At 75.1% G+C, this 20,380-nt stretch carries 19 protein-coding genes; 13 read left to right on the forward strand and 6 right to left on the reverse strand.

All coding sequences use genetic code 11. The features are described 5' to 3' along the window. Nucleotides 1–175: 175 nt before the first annotated feature. The 4 genes from ACZ4UX_RS22235 to ACZ4UX_RS22250 all read left to right on the forward strand — a co-directional run bounded on the left by ACZ4UX_RS22235 (nt 176) and on the right by ACZ4UX_RS22250 (nt 4,413). On the forward strand, nt 176–610 hold the full coding sequence (locus tag ACZ4UX_RS22235; protein ID WP_329486522.1) for a PH domain-containing protein: 435 nt from the start codon (nt 176–178) through the stop codon (nt 608–610). A 296-nt stretch (nt 611–906) separates the two neighbouring features. After that, the gene (locus tag ACZ4UX_RS22240; RefSeq protein ID WP_352288724.1) at nt 907–2,250 is read left to right on the forward strand and encodes a hemolysin family protein; all 1,344 of its coding nucleotides are present in this window, start codon (nt 907–909) and stop codon (nt 2,248–2,250) included. After that, nucleotides 2,247–3,293, forward strand: a complete 1,047-nt coding sequence (locus tag ACZ4UX_RS22245; RefSeq protein WP_465707907.1) for a hemolysin family protein — start codon at nt 2,247–2,249, stop codon at nt 3,291–3,293. Before ACZ4UX_RS22240 ends, ACZ4UX_RS22245 begins: the two co-directional genes overlap by 4 nt. 136 nt (nt 3,294–3,429) lie before the next feature. Further along, nucleotides 3,430–4,413, forward strand: coding sequence for an NAD-dependent epimerase/dehydratase family protein (locus ACZ4UX_RS22250; protein WP_465707908.1), 984 nt, complete (start codon nt 3,430–3,432; stop codon nt 4,411–4,413). Between the two features lie 31 nt (nt 4,414–4,444). Here the strand turns inward: ACZ4UX_RS22250 and ACZ4UX_RS22255 are convergent, their stop codons facing one another. Both ACZ4UX_RS22255 and ACZ4UX_RS22260 read right to left on the reverse strand, forming a co-directional pair. Further along, entirely contained in the window at nt 4,445–6,535 is a 2,091-nt protein-coding gene (locus ACZ4UX_RS22255) for an AAA family ATPase (protein ID WP_465708015.1), read from the reverse strand. Nucleotides 6,536–6,964: 429 nt separating this feature from the next. Next, on the reverse strand, nt 6,965–7,522 hold the full coding sequence (locus ACZ4UX_RS22260; RefSeq protein WP_465708016.1) for a uridine kinase family protein: 558 nt from the start codon (nt 7,520–7,522) through the stop codon (nt 6,965–6,967). A 359-nt stretch (nt 7,523–7,881) separates the two neighbouring features. On the opposite strand from ACZ4UX_RS22260, the gene ACZ4UX_RS22265 reads away from it, so the two are divergent. After that, nucleotides 7,882–9,045, forward strand: a complete 1,164-nt coding sequence (locus tag ACZ4UX_RS22265; RefSeq protein ID WP_465707909.1) for an acyl-CoA dehydrogenase family protein — start codon at nt 7,882–7,884, stop codon at nt 9,043–9,045. A 127-nt stretch (nt 9,046–9,172) separates the two neighbouring features. Here ACZ4UX_RS22265 and ACZ4UX_RS22270 read toward each other — a convergent pair whose 3' ends face one another. Continuing rightward, on the reverse strand, nt 9,173–9,625 hold the full coding sequence (locus ACZ4UX_RS22270; protein WP_359808075.1) for a hypothetical protein: 453 nt from the start codon (nt 9,623–9,625) through the stop codon (nt 9,173–9,175). Nucleotides 9,626–9,854: 229 nt separating this feature from the next. Here ACZ4UX_RS22270 and ACZ4UX_RS22275 point away from each other — a divergent pair, with 229 nt between their 5' ends. The 5 genes from ACZ4UX_RS22275 to fxsA all read left to right on the forward strand — a co-directional run bounded on the left by ACZ4UX_RS22275 (nt 9,855) and on the right by fxsA (nt 15,019). Then, nucleotides 9,855–10,295, forward strand: a complete 441-nt coding sequence (locus tag ACZ4UX_RS22275; protein ID WP_329486516.1) for an Lrp/AsnC family transcriptional regulator — start codon at nt 9,855–9,857, stop codon at nt 10,293–10,295. A gap of 31 nt (nt 10,296–10,326) precedes the next feature. Beyond that, nucleotides 10,327–11,991: an amidohydrolase gene (locus ACZ4UX_RS22280; RefSeq protein WP_465707910.1), complete on the forward strand. Its 1,665-nt coding sequence runs from the start codon at nt 10,327–10,329 to the stop codon at nt 11,989–11,991. 43 nt (nt 11,992–12,034) lie between these two features. After that, nucleotides 12,035–12,490, forward strand: a complete 456-nt coding sequence (locus tag ACZ4UX_RS22285) for a GNAT family N-acetyltransferase (RefSeq protein ID WP_465707911.1) — start codon at nt 12,035–12,037, stop codon at nt 12,488–12,490. Between the two features lie 170 nt (nt 12,491–12,660). Continuing rightward, nucleotides 12,661–14,304: an apolipoprotein N-acyltransferase gene (gene lnt, locus ACZ4UX_RS22290; protein WP_465707912.1), complete on the forward strand. Its 1,644-nt coding sequence runs from the start codon at nt 12,661–12,663 to the stop codon at nt 14,302–14,304. Between the two features lie 145 nt (nt 14,305–14,449). Further along, nucleotides 14,450–15,019 carry an FxsA family membrane protein gene (fxsA, locus tag ACZ4UX_RS22295; protein WP_465707913.1) on the forward strand — a complete coding sequence of 190 codons (570 nt, stop codon included), beginning with the start codon at nt 14,450–14,452 and terminating at the stop codon, nt 15,017–15,019. 128 nt (nt 15,020–15,147) lie between these two features. Here the strand turns inward: fxsA and ACZ4UX_RS22300 are convergent, their stop codons facing one another. The 3 genes from ACZ4UX_RS22300 to ACZ4UX_RS22310 form a co-directional block, all read right to left on the reverse strand. Further along, a complete protein-coding gene (locus tag ACZ4UX_RS22300) occupies nt 15,148–15,522 on the reverse strand; it encodes an RNA polymerase-binding protein RbpA (protein WP_030396357.1) in 375 nt (124 codons plus the stop codon). Nucleotides 15,523–15,802: 280 nt separating this feature from the next. Further along, nucleotides 15,803–17,425, reverse strand: a complete 1,623-nt coding sequence (locus tag ACZ4UX_RS22305; protein ID WP_465707914.1) for a hypothetical protein — start codon at nt 17,423–17,425, stop codon at nt 15,803–15,805. 115 nt (nt 17,426–17,540) lie between these two features. Continuing rightward, nucleotides 17,541–17,735, reverse strand: coding sequence for a hypothetical protein (locus tag ACZ4UX_RS22310; protein WP_327674940.1), 195 nt, complete (start codon nt 17,733–17,735; stop codon nt 17,541–17,543). A 428-nt stretch (nt 17,736–18,163) separates the two neighbouring features. Here ACZ4UX_RS22310 and ACZ4UX_RS22315 point away from each other — a divergent pair, with 428 nt between their 5' ends. The 3 genes from ACZ4UX_RS22315 to ACZ4UX_RS22325 all read left to right on the forward strand — a co-directional run bounded on the left by ACZ4UX_RS22315 (nt 18,164) and on the right by ACZ4UX_RS22325 (nt 20,285). Then, complete coding sequence (locus ACZ4UX_RS22315; RefSeq protein ID WP_465707915.1) at nt 18,164–18,580, forward strand: ankyrin repeat domain-containing protein; 417 nt, start codon at nt 18,164–18,166, stop codon at nt 18,578–18,580. 75 nt (nt 18,581–18,655) lie between these two features. Beyond that, a complete protein-coding gene (locus ACZ4UX_RS22320) occupies nt 18,656–19,144 on the forward strand; it encodes a GNAT family N-acetyltransferase (protein ID WP_465708017.1) in 489 nt (162 codons plus the stop codon). A gap of 58 nt (nt 19,145–19,202) precedes the next feature. Next, the gene (locus tag ACZ4UX_RS22325) at nt 19,203–20,285 is read left to right on the forward strand and encodes a serine hydrolase domain-containing protein (protein WP_465707916.1); all 1,083 of its coding nucleotides are present in this window, start codon (nt 19,203–19,205) and stop codon (nt 20,283–20,285) included. Nucleotides 20,286–20,380 lie beyond the last annotated feature (95 nt).

The following is a 20,380-nucleotide window of genomic DNA, read 5'->3' on the forward strand; positions in this document are numbered from 1 at the left end:
GCTTTTGGGGGGAAAAACATCCATTTTTTCCTTCTCGAACACAACCGGGGGGGAGGAGGGGGGGGAAAGGGGGGGTGAGGGGGGGGGGGGGCGCTGTTCGCCCCCCCCGCCCCTTCGTCGACGGCCGGCACCCGGCCGCCGGTGCCGCCCCGCCTGGACCCCCCGGAGACCGCACGTGACCAGCCCCGCCGAGTTCCCCGTCACCTGGGCCCCGCGCCGCACCCGGGCCGTGCTGCTGCCGGTCTGCGTGCTGCTGGTCGTGATGTTCGTCGCGATCGCCCTCGCGCTCCCGGCGAGCTGGCAGTTCAACGACCGGCTCATGATGGTGCTCAGCGGCGTGCTGTTCGCCGGCGTCGGCCTGATGCTGGCCCGGCCCCGGGTGAGCGCCGACACCGAGGGCATCACCGTGGTGAACTTCGTCCGCCGCCGCCGGCTGGCCTGGGCCGAGATCGTCCGGGTCAACTTCCGCCAGGGGGACCCGTGGGCGACCCTCGACCTGGCCGACGGCACCTCGCTGGCCGTGGTCGGCATCCAGTCCGGGCTCGGCAAGGCGCAGGCGATCGCGGACGCCCGGGCGCTGCGCGACCTGGTCGAGCGCCGCGGCCGCTGATCCGCCGCCCCGACCACCTCCGGCTTGCCCGGCCCCTACCCGCCCCCTACGCCGCCCGGGCCGCCCCCTGTCCGCCCGGCGCCGCCCCCTGGCGGGTCCGAACGGGGGGCCGACAGTCGCACGGGTATCGTCTACGCTGGTAAAAAGCAGGGCAAAGCCATGCCATTTGACCGGCGCCGCCCGACAGCGGGCCCTGCGCGGAAACGACTCGAGGAGTGACTCCCCCCGTCCATGGACGATCCGTCCGGTAGTACCCGCGCCGCCCGGCTTCCCGGTATCGGAAGGCAGGCGGCACTGTGATCACCGCCTGGCTGCTGCTGTTCGCGGCGTTCCTGCTGATCCTCGCCAACGGCCTGTTCGTGGCCGCCGAGTTCGCCTTCGTGACCGTGGAGCGGGGTGCGGTGGAGCGCTCCGCCGAAGCCGGCGACGCCCGGTCCGCCCGGGTCGTCCGCGCCGTGCGGCACCTCTCGTTCGAACTCTCCGGCGCGCAGCTCGGCATCACCGTCACCTCGCTGGTGGTCGGCATGCTCGCCGAGCCGGCCCTCTCCGTCCTGCTGAAGCCGGTGTTCACCACCGTCGGCCTGCCCGACGGGGCCGCCCGGGGCGTCGCGGTGATCGTCGGCATGCTGCTGGCCACCGTGGTGCAGATGGTGATCGGCGAGCTCGTCCCGAAGAACTGGGCGATCTCCCGGCCGCTCCAGGTGGCCCGCTCGGTGGCCGCCCCGCACATGGCCTTCTCGCACGCCTGCCGCCCGCTGATCAGCTTCCTGAACGGCTCGGCGGACCGCACCGTCCGCGCCCTCGGCGTCGAGCCGCAGGAGGAGCTGGGCCATGCCCGGACCCCCGCCGAGCTGGGCTCACTCGCCCGGCACTCGGCCCGGGCCGGGGTGATGGACGAGGAGTCCGCCACCCTGTTCGTGCGCACCCTCGGCCTCGGCGACCTCACCGCCGAGTCGGTGATGACGCCGCGGATCGACGTCGCCGCCCTCCAGCGCGACGCCAGCGCCGCCGACGTGCTCAACCTCACCCGGGCCACCGGCCTCTCCCGCTTCCCGGTCTACACCGACAGCCTGGACGAGGTCACCGGCACCGTCACGCTCAAGGACGCCCTCGCGGTGCCGCCCGCCCGGCGCGCTCTGGTCAGGGTCGGCGATCTGGCGGTGCCGCCGCTGCTGGTGCCCGAGACGCTCCCCGCCGAGCGCCTGCTGGACCAGCTGCGCCGGCTCCAGCCGATGGCCATCGTGGTCGACGAGTACGGCGGCACCGCCGGCGTGGTCACCGTCGAGGACATCGTCGAGGAGCTGGTCGGCGAGGTGCAGGACGAGCACGACCCCGCCGACACCCCCGAACTGATCCCGCTGCCGCCGCTGCACGGGCTGCCGGTCTGGGCCGCCGACGGCCGGGCCCGGATCGACCACCTGGAGTCGATCGGCCTGCACGCGCCCGACGGCCCCTACGAGACCCTGGCCGGCCTGGTCTCGGACCTCCTCGGCCGGCTGCCCGTCCCGGGCGAGCAGGCCGAGCTGCCCGGCTGGCGGTTCACCGTCGAGGCCGTGGACCGCCACCGCACCAGCCGGGTGCGGGTGGAGCGCACGAGCGGGCGCCCGCGCCCCGGTGACGACGAGGGCGGCGCCCGATGACCGTGCTCCAACTGGCCCTCGCCATCCTGCTCCTGCTGGGCAACGCGTTCTTCGTGGGCGCCGAGTTCGCGGTGGTCTCCGTCCGGCGCAGCCAGATCGAACCGCTCGCCGAGGCGGGCGACAAGCGCGCCCGCACCGTGCTGCACGCGCTCTCCAACGTCTCCGCCATGCTCGCCGCCGCCCAGCTCGGCATCACCGTCTGCTCGCTGGGCCTGGGCGCGCTCGCCGAGCCGACCATCGCCCACCTGCTGGAGGGGCCGTTCCACGCCCTCGGCGTGCCGGCCGGCCTGATGCACCCGCTCTCCTACGGGATCTCGCTGGCCGTGGTGGTCTTCCTGCACATGGTGATGGGCGAGATGGTGCCGAAGAACCTCGCGCTGGCGGGGCCGGAGAAGGCCGCGCTCCGGCTCGGCCCGCCGCTGGACCGGCTGGCCCGCTGGCTCGCACCGGTGATCTTCTTCCTGAACGCCTTCGCCAACGCCGTGCTGAGGCTGTTCAAGGTCGAGTCCAAGGACGAGGTCGAGTCGGTCTTCACCACCGAGCAGCTGATGTACCTGCTGGTCGACTCCCGGGACGCCGGCCTGCTCGACGAGGGCCGCCAGGAGCGCCTGGAGGACGCCCTGGAGCTGGGCCGCCGCCCGGTCACCGAGGTGCTGCTCAAGCCCGAGCAGCTCGTCACCGTGGACACCGAGGTGACCGCCGCCCAGGTCGAGGAGCTGGCGCTGCGCACCGGCTTCTCGCGCTTCCCGGTCACCGAGGGCGACCCGGCCGGCCCCGGCTACCTGGGCTACCTGCACCTCAAGGACATCCTGGACGTCGACGACCAGGCGGCGCCGGTGCCGGCCCGCCTCTGGCGCCCGATCACCGTGGTGCGCGGCACGCTCCCGCTGGACGACGCGCTCGGCGCGATGCGCCGGGCCGCCTGCCACCTGGCCGCGGTGGTCGACCAGGACGGGCGCACGCTCGGCGTGGTGACGCTGGAGGACGTGGTGGAGGAGCTGGTCGGCGAGGTGCACGACCCGGACCACCGCTCCGCCGCCTGACGGGCCGTTCCGGCGGCCGCCCTCCCGAGTCGCCGGGTTCCGCAGCCCGGGAGGGCGGCCGGGTTCCGCTGTGGGCGATTCTGCCCTGAGCATGCGGCCGTTCCCAGAACGCCGTCCGCTCGGCAGGGTGGTCGGTATGAGACTGCTGCTGCTGGGTGGGACGGAGTTCGTCGGTCGGGCCGTGACCGAGGAGGCGCTGGAGCGCGGGTGGGAGGTGACGGTCTTCCACCGGGGGACGCACGTGCCGCCGGCCGGTGTGCGGGCGCTGCACGGCGACCGGCGGGCCGAGGACGGCCTGGCCGCGCTGGCCGAGGGGGAATGGGACGCGGTGGTGGACACCTGGTCCGGCGCGCCCTCGGCGGTGCGCGACAGCGCCCGCCTGCTGGCCGGCCGGGTCGGCCGCTACGCCTACGTGTCGACCCGGTCGGTGTACGCGTACCCGACCCCGGCCGGGGCGGACGAGAGCGCCGCGCTGGTCGAGGGCTCGCCGGACGCCGGTGAGGTCGCCTACCCGCAGGCCAAGCGCGGCGGCGAGCTGGCGCTGCTGGACGCCTTCGGCGACCGGGCGCTGCTGGCCCGGGCCGGGCTGATCATCGGTCCGTACGAGAACATCGGCCGGCTGCCCTGGTGGCTGGGCCGGATCGCCCGCGGCGGCCCGGTGCTCGCCCCCGGCCCGCGCGACCTGCCGGTGCAGTACATCGACGCCCGGGACATCGCGGTCTGGACCCTGGACGCCCTGGTGGCCGGCCACGGCGGTGCGTACGACCTGGTCAGCCCGCAGGGGCACGCCACCATGGGCGAGCTGCTGGAGGCCTGCGTCCGGGCCACCGGCTCGGACGCGGAGCTGCGCTGGACGGAGCCCGACCGGATCCTGGCGGCCGGCATCGAACCGTGGAGCGACCTGCCGGTCTGGGTCCCGCCGGGCGAGCTGCACGACACCGTGCACGGCTCCGACGTGGCCAAGGCGGTCGCCGCCGGGCTGCGCTGCCGCCCGGTCGCGGAGACGGTCGCCGACACCTGGGCCTGGCTGCGGTCCATCGGCGGCACCGCCCCGCAGCGCCCGGACCGGCCGGTGGTCGGCCTGGACGCGGAGCGGGAGGCGAAGGTGCTCGGGAGCTGAGCGGCGGAGCCGGCGGGCCCGCTCCGCCGGCTCAGCCCCGGCCGTCGATCAGCTCGCCGTACGCCTGCACGAGGTCCGGCAGCCGCAGGGTCGCCAGGTCCTCGCGCCCGGGCGGCTCGCGCAGCAGCGAGAGCCGCAGGTCCCGGTAGGCGCAGGACTTCTCGTACAGGGTGCGGATGAACCGTCCGTTGCCCAGGTCGTCGATCCAGCCCTCACGGACCACGTGGATGCAGATGCTGGCCAGTTCCTCGGCGGCGTCCTCGTCCCAGCCGTCGCCGTCCCGGTCGGCCAGCGCGGCGCCGATCGCGGTGAGTTCGCCGGGGCGGTAGCTGGGGAAGTCGACCCGGGTGGTGAAGCGGGAGTTGAGGCCGGGGTTGGTGGCGAGCAGCCGGTTCATGCCCTCCGGGTAGCCGGCCAGGATCACCACCAGCCGGTCGCGGTTGTCCTCGGCCCGCTTCAGTAGTACCTGCAGCGCCTCGTCGCCGTAGGCGTCGCCCTTGCTGTAGCCGGAGTTGGAGAGGCTGTAGGCCTCGTCGATGAAGAGCACGCCGTCCAGCGCGGAGTCGATCAGCTCATTCGCCTTGACGGCCGTCTGGCCGAGGAACTCGCCCACCAGGTCGGCCCGCTGGGCCTCCACCAGGTGGTCCCCCGAGAGCAGCCCGAGGGCGTGGAAGACCCGCCCGAGGATGCGCGCCACGGTGGTCTTGCCGGTACCGGAGGGGCCGGAGAAGACGAAGTGGCGCTTGGGCGGCTGCACCGGCAGGCCCTGCGCCGCCCGTAGCCGGGACATCCGCAACTGCGCGGAGAGCGCCCGGACCTGGCGCTTGACCGGCTCCAGGCCGACCATCCGGGAGAGTTCGGCCAGCGCCGCGTCCAGCTCCCGCTCGTCGCCGTCGCGTCCGGCGGCCGGGTAGCCGCCCGCGGGTCTGGGCGGAGCCTCGCCGCGGACCGGCACGGCGGGCCCGGAGCCGGCGGGGGGCAGCGGCGCGCCGGAGCGCTCACCGGCGGGCAGCGCCGGTCCGGCCTCCCGGTCGGTGGCCGCGCCCGCCCCCGGCGGCTCCTGCGCGCCCGGCCCACCGGTCCCGGCCGGGAAGGCCCCGGCGGGGTACGCCTCGCTCTGGCCGGGCTCGGTCCGGTACGGCTCGCCGGAACAGGGCGCGGCCTGGTAGGGCTCACCGGGGTAGGTCTCGCCGGAGAGGGCCTCACCGGGGTAGGCCTCGCCCGGGTACCCGGCGGCTTCGAGGCCCGGGGCCTCGCACCCCGAGGCCCCCAGCGCCGCGTCGTCCAGCCCGGCCTCCTCGGCGCCCACCGTGTCCAGGCCCAGCGACAGCGCGTCGAACGCCTCGTCGCCGCCCGAGGCCTTCCCGCCCTCACGGCCGAGGCCGCCCACCGCGTCCAGCAGCGCGTCGACCACGCCGTCCTCGGCGGAGATCGCGGCGAGCCGGGTCGCGGTGTCCATGAAGGCCGGATCGGCCCGGTGCACCGCCCGGTAGAGCGGCAGCGCGGCGGCGCTGCGCCCGGCGCCCTCGTAGGCCCGGGCCAGCCAGTACCGCAGCTCCTTGCGCTGCGGCTGCTCGGAGCGGCAGCGGGCCAGCGAGGCGGCGAGCGGGGCCTGCGCCTGGGCGCACATGTCCAGCCGGACCCGCGCCATGCCCGCGAAGAGCCCGGCCTCGATGCCCAGCAGCTGGTCGTCCAGCAGCCGGTCGGTGTCCCGGATGAGCTGTTCCCAGTCCTTGAGGAGGTAGGACCGGCACGCGTGCAGGAAGCGCGCGGACGGGTCCTCCTCCGGGACCGGGCACTGCTCCAACGCCCTGTCCAGCTCCGCGAGATGGCGGCCGTCCAGCCAGTGCGAGGCGTGCGCGAGCGCCAGGTCGCGGCTGTCCTCGAGCACGGGTTGCACCCACCAGCCCAGCCAGTACCAGGAACTGAGCGGGCGCCGGTGGAGCCGGCGCTGCTCACCGAACCGGGTCCGGTGGCGGTACATCGCGAGCAGCGCCCCGGAGGTGTCGCTGCGCAGGGCGTGCAGGCCGAGCCAGGCGTCGGCCATCCCCGGATCGAGCCGCACGGCCGCGCGGAACTCCTCCTCCGCGCGGGCGTACGCGCCCGCCGTGTAGGCGTCCATGGCACGCAGCCAGGCGCGGTCGGCGAGCCGGTTCGGAGCCGGGCCGCCCGTGTTGTTGCCGTCGGAACTGTCCACCGTCGTCACTCACGCCCCCCGCGGTGTGCCTGGGGCTCGGTCGGCGATTCGAGGTGCGGAGAAGCCGGCCGGTCGTCGATAGCCCCCGGGGCGCATATGCGCCTCCAGGAATCGTACCGGCGCGGCGCTGATCCGGAAGAGTGCCGTGCGGAGTCAAATACGATCGCGCGCGCGGGGATTGGGCGCCGGTGCGATCCGGCCGGGCCTCGGCCCCGGTCGGGCGGGGTCCGGGCGGCGGGAGGGGGGACGGCACCCCCGGCTCACGGGGGAACAAGCCGGGGATGCCGAGTCCGATGTTGCGCGATCAACAACCTCGGCAACTGAGGAGAACCTAAGTCCTGGTGACACCGCAGGTCAAGGGCTTGTTGAAGGTTCACCGACGGTGCTCGGTGCGATCCGCCCGGTCACTCCGTCGACGATGGTGGCCGCGTACGGGCGGCTGGGGTCGGCGGCGAAGTGCGCCGACTCCGCCCGCGCCCAGCCCGCCCAGAACTCCGCCAGGGCCGGACCGTCCCGCTCCTCCCCGCGCCGCCGGGCGGCCTCGGCGGCCAGCTCCATCCAGATCAGCCGCGCCAGCCGGGGCCGCACCGCCCGCCGGCCGGCGCCGACGCCCTCGATCAGCACCACCGGGGCGAGCGGCACCGCCGCGGTGCCGGCGAAGCGCCCCAGCGTCCAGTCGTACACCCGGTACGCCGCGTCCCGGCCGGCGGCCAGCGGGTCGAGCACCTGGGTGCGCAACCGCTCCGTCCAGCCGAAGGGCTCGGCATGGGTGGCCAGGTCGTCCAGGTGGACCACCGGCGCACCCCCGAGCGCGGCGGCCAGCCGGCCGGTGAAGGTGGTCTTGCCGGAGCCGGCGTGCCCGTCCACCGCGACCAGCCGGACCGGGCCGCAGGAGGGTGCCAGCGCGCGCAGCCCGGCGGCGAGGCCGGCGAGGTCGAGGAGGCCCTCGGGCGCTGCGGGCGCGGCGGGCGCTCCGGGTCCGCCGAGCGCGTCCGGCGCCCCGCCGGCCGCGGGGGCGGCCGGGCCGCCGGGAGGGGTGCTGGACGTTTCGGAAGAGGCCACATCGGCAACCCTACGGGGGCCCGTACGCCAGGACGGACAGTGATTCCGTGCAGGTCGTGACGGCAGCGCCGGGATCGGGCATACTCACTTCGCCACGCATGTGAACGGCCGTTCACCGTAACCCGGTGCCGGTCGGCCCGACGTGCCACACCCGCGTCGGGCCCGCCACACCAGGGCCCGGTGCCCGAACGAGGAGGCGACCAGCCGCCATGACCCCGTCCCCAGCGAACGCCGTGGAACGCCAGCTGCCGACCGACGAGGCCCGCGAACTGCTGAGCCTCACCCGGGAGCTGGTCCAGCGCGAGATCCAGCCGCGCGCGGCGGAGGACGAGGCCGCCGGCCGCTTCCCGCGCGAGGTGTTCCGCACCCTCGGCGAGGCCGGTCTGCTCTCCCTCCCGTACGAGGAGAAGTACGGCGGCGGCGACCAGCCCTACGAGGTCTACCTCCAGGTCCTGGAGGAGCTCGCGGGCGGCTGGCTGGCGGTCGGCCTCGGGGTCAGCGTGCACACCCTCTCCTGCCACGCCCTGGCCGGTTTCGGCAGCGACGAGCAGCGCGCCGCCTGGCTGCCCGGCATGCTCTCCGGCGAGCAGCTCGGCGCCTACTGCCTCTCCGAGCCGCAGTCCGGCTCGGACGCCGCCGCGCTGCGCACCCGCGCCGACCTGGACGGCGAGGAGTACGTCGTCAGCGGCACCAAGGCGTGGATCACCCACGGCGGGGAGGCCGACTTCTACAGCGCCCTGGTGCGCACCGGCGAGCCGGGCGCGCGCGGCATCAGCTGCCTGCTGGTGCCCGCCGGGGTGGCCGGCCTGTCGGCCGCGCCGCCGGAGCACAAGATGGGCATGCGGTCCTCGCCGACCGCGCAGCTGCACTTCGACGGCGCCCGGGTCGAGCGCGGCCGGCTGATCGGGAGCGAGGGCCAGGGCTTCCAGATCGCGCTCGCCGCCCTGGACTCCGGCCGGCTCGGCATCGCCGCCTGCGCGATCGGCGTCGCCCAGGCCGCGCTCGACCTCGCGGTCGAGTACGCCGGTGCCCGCCGCCAGTTCGGCCGGCCGATCGCCGAGTTCCAGGGCCTGTCCTTCATGCTCGCGGACATGGCCACCCAGATCGAGGCCGGGCGCTCGCTCTACCTGGCCGCGGCCCGGCTGCGCGACGCCGGCCGGCCGTTCTCCAAGCAGGCGGCGATGGCCAAGCTGTTCTGCACCGACGCGGCGATGCGGGTCACCACCGACGCCGTCCAGGTCCTCGGCGGTTACGGCTACACCCAGGACTTCCCGGCCGAGCGCTACATGCGCGAGGCCAAGGTGCTGCAGATCGTCGAGGGCACCAACCAGATCCAGCGCCTGGTGATCGGCCGCCACCTCACCTCCGGCTGACGGCCCCCGAAACGGCCTCCGGGCGTCACTCCAGGGTGCGGAGTGGCGCCCGGAGGCGTCTCCCGCCCCGGTGGTCGGGACCGGCCGTCGGCTGACGGCCGGTCAACCCCCGGGACGGGAGCGGCCGTCAGTGCCGGACGAGCCGGCTGCGCTGCTGCGGGATGGCCGGCGCGGGCGCCGTCCGAACCGGGCGGTGCGCCACGGCGTGGGAGAACGGCTGGGTGCGCCAGTCGAGTTCGGACGGGAGGGCGAGCAGTGCCTCCAGGCCGGCGGTCTCGGCGTCCTCCGCCGACTCCACCTCCGCCAGGTCGTCCGTCGGCGCTCCCGAGCCCGGGCAGAGCGCGGGCGAGAAGGGGTGCCAGGCGGTCGGCAGCACGGCGTGCTGCGGCAGCCGCTCCTCATCGCCCACCAGGGCGATCGGACGGCGGCACTCCGGGCAGTGCACCCGGACGATGTCCCAGGTCTCGCCCTCGCCCGGATCCACCCCCGCCGACGGCTCGTGGGGGACCGCGAGATCCTCGCGGCCGGTCATATCGTGGGTGTCGTCGGCGCTCAGCGAGTGCCGGTCAGTTGCACGCATGGTGATCCCCCTCGGATCGGGCCCGGCGTGGTCGCCCGGGGCCACAACCAGCACTTCCCGCCGACGCGGACTCATAATCCTGCAGGCCGGTGCACTGTGATGCACCGGGTGTGTCCTTCGCCACATTCGCCCGGCATGTGCCCGCCCGGCACCCGGCGCGGCCGCGAGTGACACCGTGCGCGCCCGCTGTGGCGCCGCGCGCGCCCCCGACCGGGTAGGTTTGCGCCTTGTGGAGGATCTCGACCAACGCATCGTTCAGCTGCTCCTGGAGGACGGCCGGATGAGCTACACGGACCTGGGCAAGGCCACCGGCCTGTCCACCTCGGCGGTGCACCAGCGGGTGCGCCGTCTGGAGCAGCGCGGTGTGATCCGCGGCTACACCGCCATCGTCGACCCCGACGCGGTCGAGCTGGCGCTGACCGCCTTCATCTCGGTCAAGCCCTTCGACCCCAGCGCCCCGGACGACACCCCGGAGAGACTCGCCGGGCTGCCCGAGATCGAGGCCTGCCACAGCGTCGCCGGGGACGAGAACTACATCCTCAAGGTCCGCGTCGGCGCCCCCGGCGACCTGGAGGACCTGCTGGCCCGGATCCGCAGCGCGGCCGGCGTCTCCACCCGCACCACCGTCGTGCTCTCGACGCCCTACGAGGCGAGGCCCCCGAAGCTCTGACCGCACCTGCGGGAGGTGCAGACTTGGCGTCATGACCGAACGCACCCTCCCTCCCGGCCCGCCCTCGGGCCAGAGGGGCCCACGAACCGTCCTGCTGCGCGGCGGCGCCGTCTACAGCCCCGCCGACCCCTTCGCCACCGCGATGCTCGTCGAGGGCGAGCACGTCGCCTGGGTCGGCAGCGACGGCGCGGCCGAGGCGTACGCCGACGCCGCAGACGAGATCGTCGAGCTCGACGGCGCCCTGGTCACCCCCGCCTTCGTCGACGCCCACGTGCACGCCACCGCCACCGGTCTGGCGCTCACCGGTCTGGACCTCACCGGCCTGCCCTCGCTCGCCGCCGCGCTGGAGGCCCTCGCCGCCTTCGCGGCCGACCGCTCCGAGCGGGGCGGCGTGCTCATCGGGCACGGCTGGGACGAGACCGGCTGGCCCGAGGGCCGACCGCCGACGCTCGCCGAGCTGGACGCGGCCGCCGGCGGCGCCGCGCTCTACCTCTCCCGCACCGACGTGCACTCCGCGCTGGCCACCACCGCGCTGCGGGCGCTCACCGCCGGCCTCGCCGACCGGCCCGGCTTCTCCGCCGACGGCCCGCTCACCCGCGACGCCCACCACGCCGTGCGCCGGACCGCGCTCGCGCACCTCACCCCCGAGCAGCGCCGGCGTGCCCAGCGCGCGACGCTGGCCCGGGCCGCCGAGCTCGGCATCGGCGCGCTGCACGAGTGCGCCGGCCCGGAGATCTCCTCGGAGCAGGACCTCGCCGCGCTGCTGGACCTCGCCGCCGACGGCGAGGGGCCCGAGGTGTTCGGCTACTGGGGCGAGCTGGGCGGTGTCGAGACGGCCCGCCGGCTCGGTGCGGTGGGCGCCGGTGGCGACCTCTTCGTCGACGGCGCGATCGGCTCGCACACCGCCTGCCTGCACAGCCCCTACGCCGACGCCGACCACACCGGCACCTCCTACCTGAGCGCCGAGCAGGTCGCCGACCACGTCGCCGCCTGCACCGAGGCCGGGCTGCAGGCCGGCTTCCACGCCATCGGCGACGCCGCCGTGGGCGCCGTCCTCGCCGGCGTCCGGGCGGCCGGCGAGCGGGTCGGCGCGGACCGCGTCAGGGCGCTGCGCCACCGCGTGGAGCACGCCGAGGCACTGGACGGGGCGTCCGTCGCGGCCTTCGCCGAACTCGGCCTCACCGCCTCCGTGCAGCCCGCCTTCGACGCCGCCTGGGGCGGCCCGGACGGCATGTACGTCCAGCGGCTCGGCGCCGAGCGCGCCGCCGCGCTCAACCCGTTCGCCGCGCTGCTGCGGGCCGGCGTCCCGCTGGCCTTCGGCTCGGACGCCCCGGTCACCCCGCTCGATCCCTGGGGCACCGTCCGCGCGGCGGCCTTCCACCGGACCCTCGACCACCGGATCTCGGCCCGCGCCGCCTTCACCGCCCACACCCGGGGCGGCTGGCGGGCGATCGGCCGCGACCAGGACGGCGTGCTCGTCCCCGGCGCGATCGCCAGCTACGCGGTCTGGGCCGCCGACGAACTCGTGGTCCAGGCCCCCGACTCCCGGGTGGCCGGCTGGTCCACCGACCCGCGCTCCGGCACCCCCGGGTTGCCCGACCTCACCCCGGGCCGCCCGCTGCCGGTCTGTCTGCGCACCGTGGTCCGCGGCCGGACCGTCCACCGGGCCGTGGCGGAGCGGGCGGCCGCGCGGTAGGTCCGGGTGACCGGGGCGGCCCGCGCTGCGTAGGTTGACCGGCATGAGTGATCATCCGCTGGTACCCGCCGGCTTCGTCGTCCCCCGCACCCTCGCCGCCGAGGGGTTCCGCCTGGAGCCCCTCGGCGAGCAGCACAACGACTCCGACCTCGCGGCCTGGACGTCGAGCGTCGACCACATCCACGCCACCCCGGGCTGGACCGGCAGCTGGCCGCCCGCCGAGGGCATGACGCCGGAGCGCAACCTGGCCGACCTGCGCCGGCACGCCGCCGACTTCGAGCACCGCCGCGGCTTCACCTACACCGTGCTGGCGGACCCCGGCGGCGACGTCGTCGGCTGCGTGTACATCTACCCGGACCACGAGGACCCGGCCACCACGACGGTCAGCTCCTGGGTCCGCGCCGACCGCGCCGAGCTGGACGCCCCGTTGTACCGCGCGGTGGCCGCCTGGCTCGCCGCCGACTGGCCGCTGCGCACGGTCCGCCACAGCCCGCGCTGACACCGCCCCACCAGGGCCGGGAACCCGCTGCTCGGCGGGCCACCCGGCCTCACGCGCGGGGCCGGTTCCGGGGTACCGTCTTTCGCACAGCGTCCGAACTCAACGGGCGGTGAAGAACGCGCCAACGGACAGCCAAGCGCGGACAGCCCGACCAGGAAGATGGTGCGCCGGTGGCACTCCACGTCACACAGGAGCGGTCGGACGCCCTCCCCGAGGCGTCCGTGACGTCCGACGCCCCCGCCCCCGGCCGGGCCGCCCGCGCCGTCGCCAAGGTGCGCGCCGGACTGCCCCGCACCGGCCTGGCCGTCCTCGCCGGGCTGCTCCTCGCGCTGGCCTTCCCGCCGTTCGACCTCTGGCCGCTCTCGGTGGTGGGCGTCGCCGCGCTCTCGCTGCTCACCCTCGGCCGCACCGTCCGGCAGGCCGCCTGGACGGGCTTCGCCTTCGGGCTGCCGTTCTTCCTGCTGCTGCTCAGCTGGCTGCGGGTGGTCGGCTGGGACGCCACCGTCGGCCTCTCGGTGATCGAGGCGCTCTTCCTGGCGGCCCTCGGCTCCGGTCTGGCGCTGACCTCCCGGCTGCCCGGCTGGCCGCTCTGGGCGGCCTGCCTCTGGATCACCCAGGAGTGGGCCCGTGACCGGCTGCCGCTCGGCGGCTTCCCCTGGGGCCGCCTCGCGTTCGCCAACACCGCCACCCCGTTCACCCCGCTCGCCGCGATCGGCGGCGCCCCGCTGGTGACCTTCGCCGTCGCGCTGGCCGGTGCCCTGCTGGCCTGGGCGGCGCTGCGGCTGCGCGGGCCCCGCCGGGCGCCCCGGGCCGCCGCGCTGGCCGCGCTGGGCGCCGTCGCGGCCCTGCTGGCCGGTTATCTGGTCCCGGTGCCCACCGCGGCCGCCGACACCGTCAAGGTCGCCCTGATCCAGGGCAACGTGCCCAACCCGGGGATGGACTTCCTCGGCCGGCCGATGATGGTGCTGAACAACCACGCCGCCGCCACCGAGAAGCTCGCCGCCGACATCAAGGCCGGCCGGGTGGAGAAGCCGGACGTGGTGATCTGGCCGGAGAACTCCTCCGACCTCGACCCGTTCAGCGACCCGCTGGCCTACCGGCGCATCGACGACGCCGTGAAGGCGGTCGGCGTACCCACCCTGGTCGGCACCCTGGTGGACGGGCCGGACGAGCAGCACGTCCAGAACGAGGGCATCGTCTGGGACCCGAAGACCGGCCCGGGCGCCTCCTACACCAAGCAGCACCCCGTCCCGTTCGGCGAGTACGTGCCGTTCCGCGACCAGCTGATGAAGGTGATCACCCGGCTGCAGCGGGTCGCCCGCGACTTCTACCCCGGCGACCACAACGGCGTCATGCAGCTGGGCCCGGCGAAGATCGGCGACGTCATCTGCTTCGAGGTGGCGTACGACGAGATCGTCCGCGACACGGTGGACAAGGGCGCCCGGGTGCTCGTCGTCCAGACCAACAACGCGACCTACGCGAAGACCGGCCAGCCCGAGCAGCAGCTCGCGATGTCCCGGCTGCGTGCCGTCGAGCACGGCCGGGCCGTGCTGATCGCCGCCACCAGCGGGATCAGCGCGGTGATCGCCCCGGACGGCTCGGTGCAGCAGCGCACCGAGGAGCTGACCGCCGCCGAGCTGTCCGCCGTCGTCCCGCTGCGCGACGGCACCACGGTGGCGGACCGGGTGGGCGTCGCGCCCGAGTGGACGCTGGCCGTCGCGGGCCTGCTGGCCTGCGGGGCGGCCCTGCTGATCGGCCGCCGCCGGGTGACCGGCCCGGCCGCCTCCGAGCCCTCCGGCCCGACGGCCTCCTGACCCCGGCGCGGCCGGTCGGCGGGCCCGTCGGCCCGGGCGGCGGTGGAACACCGGCCGGCGGCCGGTCGTTGGACCAGGTGGTGCCGTAGCCGGCCCGGACCTCCCGTGCGGCGCGCAGAGCACCGCTATGGAGTGGATTCGTACCGTGACCCAGCAAGCTACCCCTGCCCCTCAGGCCCGGCGCGGAAAGCTCCGCCGGGTGCTGCCGTTGGTGGTCACCGCCTGGCTGGTGCTGGAGATCTGGCTGCTGGTCCAGGTGGGCTCGTGGCTGGGCGGCCTGACCGTCGTGCTGCTGCTGATCGCCGGGGCCCTGATCGGCGGTTCGCTGATCAAGCGCGCGGGGCTGAAGGCGCTGTCCGCGGCGATCGACCAGAGCCGGGACCCGAAGTCGCAGCATCCGCAGACCGGCACCAGCCTCACCGTGCTGGCCGGCCTGCTGCTGATGCTGCCGGGCTTCCTCTCGGACGCGCTGGCGCTGACCCTGCTCCTCCCGCCGACCCGGGCGCTCTGGCGGGCCGCCGGGCGCCGCTTCGCGGACAAGGCGCTGCGCAGCACCGCCGGCCTCGGGGCCGATCCGCTCGCGGACGCGGTGCGGCTGCAGGAGCAGCTGCGCATCCACCGCCCGGACGGCAAGGTGATCCAGGGCGAGGTGGTCGAGCCGGGCGCCGGCCCGCAGGGCCCGGACACCGCCTACCGTCCGCCGCTGAAGGGCTGACCGGCGACGGCGGCCGCCCCGGGGCATCAGCGCCCCGGGGCGGCCGCCGTCGAAGGACCCGGACATGCGAAAGGGACCCTGGGGGCCAGGGTCCCTTTTCGCGTGCTCCCGCCGGGGCGGGAAACGGGTCAGGCGCTCTTGCGGGTGTCCCGCGGGTGTACCGCGAGGTTCATCCCTCCGGAGCGGAGTACGGCCAGCCGCTCGGCCAGCACCTCCTCCAGCTCCTCGCGCGTGCGGCGCTCCATCAGCATGTCCCAATGGGTACGCGTGGGCTTGGTCTTCTTCTCCTCAGGCTCGTCACCGTCGAGGAGTACTGCCTCCTGGCCGCAGAAGCGGCATTCCCAGGCCGAGGGGATCTCCGCCTCGACCGAGAAAGGAACCTCGAATCGGTGTCCGTTCTGACATGCGTACTCGACGGTCTGGCGGGGAGCCAGATCGATACCACGGTCGGTCTCGTAGCTAGTGGCCCCGAGTCGCGTGCCGCGGAGAGCTCGCTCGCTCATGAATCGTGCCTCCCGGGCTTATGGCCCACAGGACTAGTGGTCGCTGTTCTTCGTCGTTCGGTCAACGCTCGGCTTCCGACGAAGATTCCCGTCCCGGGACATGCGTCGTCTGTCGTGCCGCCCCTGTTTGTACCCACCGGCGCCCGATTTGTCACATCTGGCCGTGGATATCACCCCAGGTGTCACCTATTTCACATCTGGTGATCGGTCGGCCTTTCCACCACGAGCCTACCGGGACGGGATCCGCCGCCCTACGTCGCCCCGCCCCGGCGGGCCCCTTTCAGGCCAGTGGACGGAACCGCAGGGGCGCGTGCTCCTTGCCCAGGTCGACCGCCTGCGGCTGCTGGACCGGCTCGGCCACGGGTACCGGCGGCGGGCCGGCCGGGCGCGGCGGGACGTCGACCGGCGCGGCCGCCTCGGTCCGGGTGTCGCGGTGCGGGAGCAGGGCGATCACCGCCTCGCGCAGCTGGGCCGGGGCCTCCTCGTCCAGCGGGTCGACGGTGGCCGGCACCTGGAGGCGGACCGGTGTGCCGGTGCCGATCCGGGCGTAGCCGCGGCCGGCCGGGGCGTGCGCGGCGGGCACGATGTCCAGCGGCGCGCCGAGCGTGCCGTAGGACTCCTCGGGGCCGGTCGGGCCGAGCAGGACGCGGGCCCGGGTGGTGGCCCGCACGGTCGGGGTGATCCGGTCCCGGGCCTCGATGTCGTCGGCGAACACCACGGTGACCCGGGCGGCCCGGCCGTGCCGCAGCGGGAGCTCCAGCAGGTCCTGCGGGTCCGGCCGGCCCTCGGCGTGGGCCAGCTCGCTCAGCTCGGTCGGGTGGTCGAGCAGCAGCCAGAGCGGCCGGGTGACGTCCTCGGGCGCGGCCGCCCCCGCGTGCCGGGCGGCGTTCAGCGCGGTCAGCCGGCGTTCGGTCTCCTGGGCGACCCACTCCAGCGCGGCCAGCGCGCCGTGCAGGCTGGTCTCCACGGTGTGCACGCCGGGCCGGCTGACCAGGCAGGCGTGCTCGCCGGTGCCGGCGCCGTCGATCACCACCAGGTCGCCGTGGGGCAGCGCCTGGAGCGCGATCGACCGGATCAGGCTGGAGGTGCCGTAGCCGGTCACGCCGAGCGCCAGCAGGTGCGGCTCGCCCGAGCGGGGGCCGGTGCGCCAGACCACCGGCGGCTGCTGGGTGACGGCGCCGCCCTGGCCCACCGGGATGGTCCGGGCGCTGCCGGCCTCGTCGGTGAAGCCCAGCACGATCTCGCCGGGCGTGGTCACGAAGCGCTGGGCCGCGATGTCCGTGGGCAGCGGGGCCAGGGCGGCGATCCGCAGCCGGTTGGACTCCTCGTCCCAGTCGAAGCGGTACTCCCGGGCGCGGCCGGCCTTGCCCTGGACGACCTGCTCGATCCGGGCCCGGGCGGCGGGCTCGGTGTCGGTGAAGTAGGCCGGGTAGACCAGCTCCAGCCGGGAGAGCCGCCCCTCGGCGTCGAACTCCCAGGCGCTGAAGACGTCCTTGTAGCCGCCCTCGTGGTGGTAGAGCGGGCAGAGGTCGTCCGGCGAGGCCAGGTACGGGGTCAGCGCGGCGTACAGGGCGGTGAGCTTGACGTCGACGACGTCCGGCTCGGGCGGGCCCGCCGGGCCCTTGGGGGAGCGGCCGTTCCAGGCGGCGCTGGCCATCAGGGCCACCAGGGCGAACAGCAGCCCGTGCGGCAGCAGGTAGATGCCGAGCAGCATGGCGGCGACCAGGAAGACGGTCGGTCCGCGCCGGTCCTTCGGGGTGGCCTGCCAGCGGCTCTTGGCCCAGGCGACGTGGTGGCGCATCCCGCGCCCGATGACGGTCAGCGGCGCGAACATGTCGGAGGCGTGGTCGCCGGCCGTGCGGGCGAGGTCGCGGCCCTTGCTGAGGTGGCGGTTGAGCGGCATTCCTTGGCTCCCCGGGCGAGTGGGACGGTCGGGTTCAGGGGGTCGGCATCGGGTGTACGACGGGGCCCGGGGGCGGTGGGATCCGCGCCCGGGCCCGTACGGGGGAGTGGCCGCGCTAGAACTTGAGGCCGCCGAGCAGGCTGGCCAGGCTGGCGCCGCCCGCGGTGATGCTCGGAGCGATCGAGGAACCGGCGATGTAGAAGCCGAGCAGGGCGCAGACGATCGCGTGGGAGACCTTTAGTCCGTCCCTGCGGAAGAAGAGAAAGGCGATGGTGCCGAACAGGACGATGCCGGAAATCGAGAGGATCACGCTCTGCTCCTCGGGGAGGGGGACAGGGACAGTGTCACGGAATGTGCCTTAATCGTGACAAAAAGTAATAGATGATGGAACGGTGCAAATGGGTGGTCTTCTCGGCCAATACCCGGATGGGCGCCGGGGGGAGGTATGCGAACCGCCCGGAACGCGGCCCGGCGGCCCCGTGTACCGGCGCGGCGAGGCATTCCCGGCGGGGGGCCGGGAAGGGCCGGGGGGCCCGGGAAGTTCGCTCGAACGGCGGCGAAACCTTCCCGCCCGTGTGTCGTGTGGGGGAATGCCGCGGTCGGGCCTGCGTCCGAAGTCCGGACGCGCGCTGGATCGTCCGCGCACCGGGCCGCTACGGTGCGGTACGCGCGACCGACAGACCGAGAAGCTCCCGGGCGAGGCCCGGGGTGCCCGAGAACGCCCAGGAGAGGCCCGCCATGACCGACGCCGCCAGCCAGCAGCCCGCCGACGCCCCGGACTCCGAGGTGATCGAGCTGGCCGGGAAGCTCTTCGACGCGGCCCGGGCCGGTGACACCGACACCCTCGCCGCCTACGTCGACGCCGGCGCGCCCGCCAACCTGACCAACGACCGCGGCGACACCCTGCTGATGCTCGCCGCGTACCACGGGCACGCCGCCGCCGTCACCGCCCTGGTGGCGCGCGGCGCCGACCCGAACCGGGCCAACGACCGCGGCCAGACCCCGCTGGCCGGCGCCGTCTTCAAGGGCGCCGAGGACGTGCTGACCGCCCTGCTGGCGGGCGGCGCCGACCCGACGGCCGGTACGCCGTCCGCCGTCGACACCGCCCGGATGTTCGGCAAGGAGGAGCTGGTCGCCCGGTTCGAGGGCCGCTGACCCGAGGTCGTAGTCTTTTCAACCATGGAGAGCATCACGGGGACCGCCGAGCCGCGGGACGGCAAGGGCGACATCATCGAGATCCGCGTCACCGGCTACGGCCACCCGGACGCCCAGCGCCTCTCGGCGGAGGTGCAGGAGGAGTACGTCCGCCGCTACGGCGAGGGCGACCTCACCGAGCTGCACCCCGACGACTTCGAGGCGCCGGCCGGTCTGTTCCTGATCGCCTACCTCGACGGCCAGCCGGTGGCCTGCGGCGGCTGGCGCGCCAAACAGGCCGGCCCGCACGGCCTGCGCGACGGCGACGCCGAGCTGAAGCGGATGTTCGTCGTCCCCCGGGCCCGCGGGCGGGGCCTCGCGCGGACGGTGCTGCGCCGCCTGGAGCAGACCGCCGCCGAGGCCGGCCGGACCAGGTTCGTGCTGGAGACCGGCACCGAGCAGCCCGAGGCGGTCGCGCTCTACGGATCCGAGGGCTACGACCCGATCCAGAAGTTCGGCATCTACCGCGACCACCCGCAGAGCATCTGCCTCGGCAAGGAGTTCGGCGGCGTGGCCGCCGTCTGACCGCCCGCCCGCTGGGTAGGCTCCGGGCGGACCGGTGGTTGAGCGGGCGGGGGCAGGCGTGGAGGAGCAGCCGGTACGGGCCGCGGCCCCCGACTCGCCGGCCGTGCTCGGCGCCCCCGGCGGGGAGTTGGAGCGATTGGTGGAGGCGGGGCTGCGCCGGGTCGGCACGGGCGGCGTCTGGGCCGTCGGTGACGCCGCCGGCGGGCGGGGCCGGGGCTCCGTCGGGGTGCTAGGCCAAGGCCCGTACGAGGGGCTGGAGATGGGGCCCGACACGCTCTTCGACCTCGCCAGCCTCACGAAGATCGTCGCCCTCTGGCCGTGTGCGGGCGCGCTCCGGCAGGCCGGCCGGCTCCCGCTCGACCGCCCGCTCGGCGACTACTGGCCGCCGGCCGCGGGGCAGCCGACGGGGTGCGTGACGGCCCGTCAACTCCTCGCTCACACGGCCGGGTTGCCGCTGCGCACGGAGTTCGAGCAGCGCTACGGCCGGGACCGGGCGGCGATCCGGGCCGGCGTCGTCGCCGCCCCGCTGCACCGGCCGCCCGGCACCGCCGTCGAGTACACCGACCGTGCCGCCGTGCTGCTGGGCCACCTGGTCGAGGACCTGGCCGGCGCCCCGCTCGACGTGCTCGCCGAACGGCAGGTCTGGCGCCCGCTCGGCATGACCGACACCCGCTTCGGCCCGCTCGGTCCGGCGTCGGCCGCCCGCGCCGCACCCACCGAGTACGACCGGGCCGTCGGCGCCCCGCTGCGCGGGGTGGTGCACGACCCCTCGGCCCGGCTGCTCGGCGGCGTCTGCGGCAACGCGGGCGCCTTCTCCACCGCCCGCGACCTCGAACGCTTCCTCACCGCCCTGGTCGACCCGCCGGCCGCGCTGCCCTGGGCCGGGCCCTGGATCGCCGAGTCGCTGCGCGAACAGACCGGCGGACTCGCCCCCGCGCGCGGCCTGTCCTGGCTCTGCGCCCCCGGCACCGAACCCGCCGACGGCACCTTCGTCCACTACGGCTTCACCGGCACCGGGATCTGGGTCTCCCGCCGGCTCGGCCGCTGGGCGCTGCTGCTCACCAACAAGGTGCACTACAGCCGCGAGACCCAGCCCCTCACCGACCTGCGCAACGCCTTCCGCCGGGCGGTCTTCGGCTAGCCGTCCGCAGGGGCGCCACACAGCGGAACGTCGGCCTCCGGGACCGTTGGCGGGTCCCGGAGGCCGACGTCATGGACCGGCCCAGCGGTTCGGAC

Source organism: Kitasatospora sp. NPDC028961 (assembly GCF_055564815.1).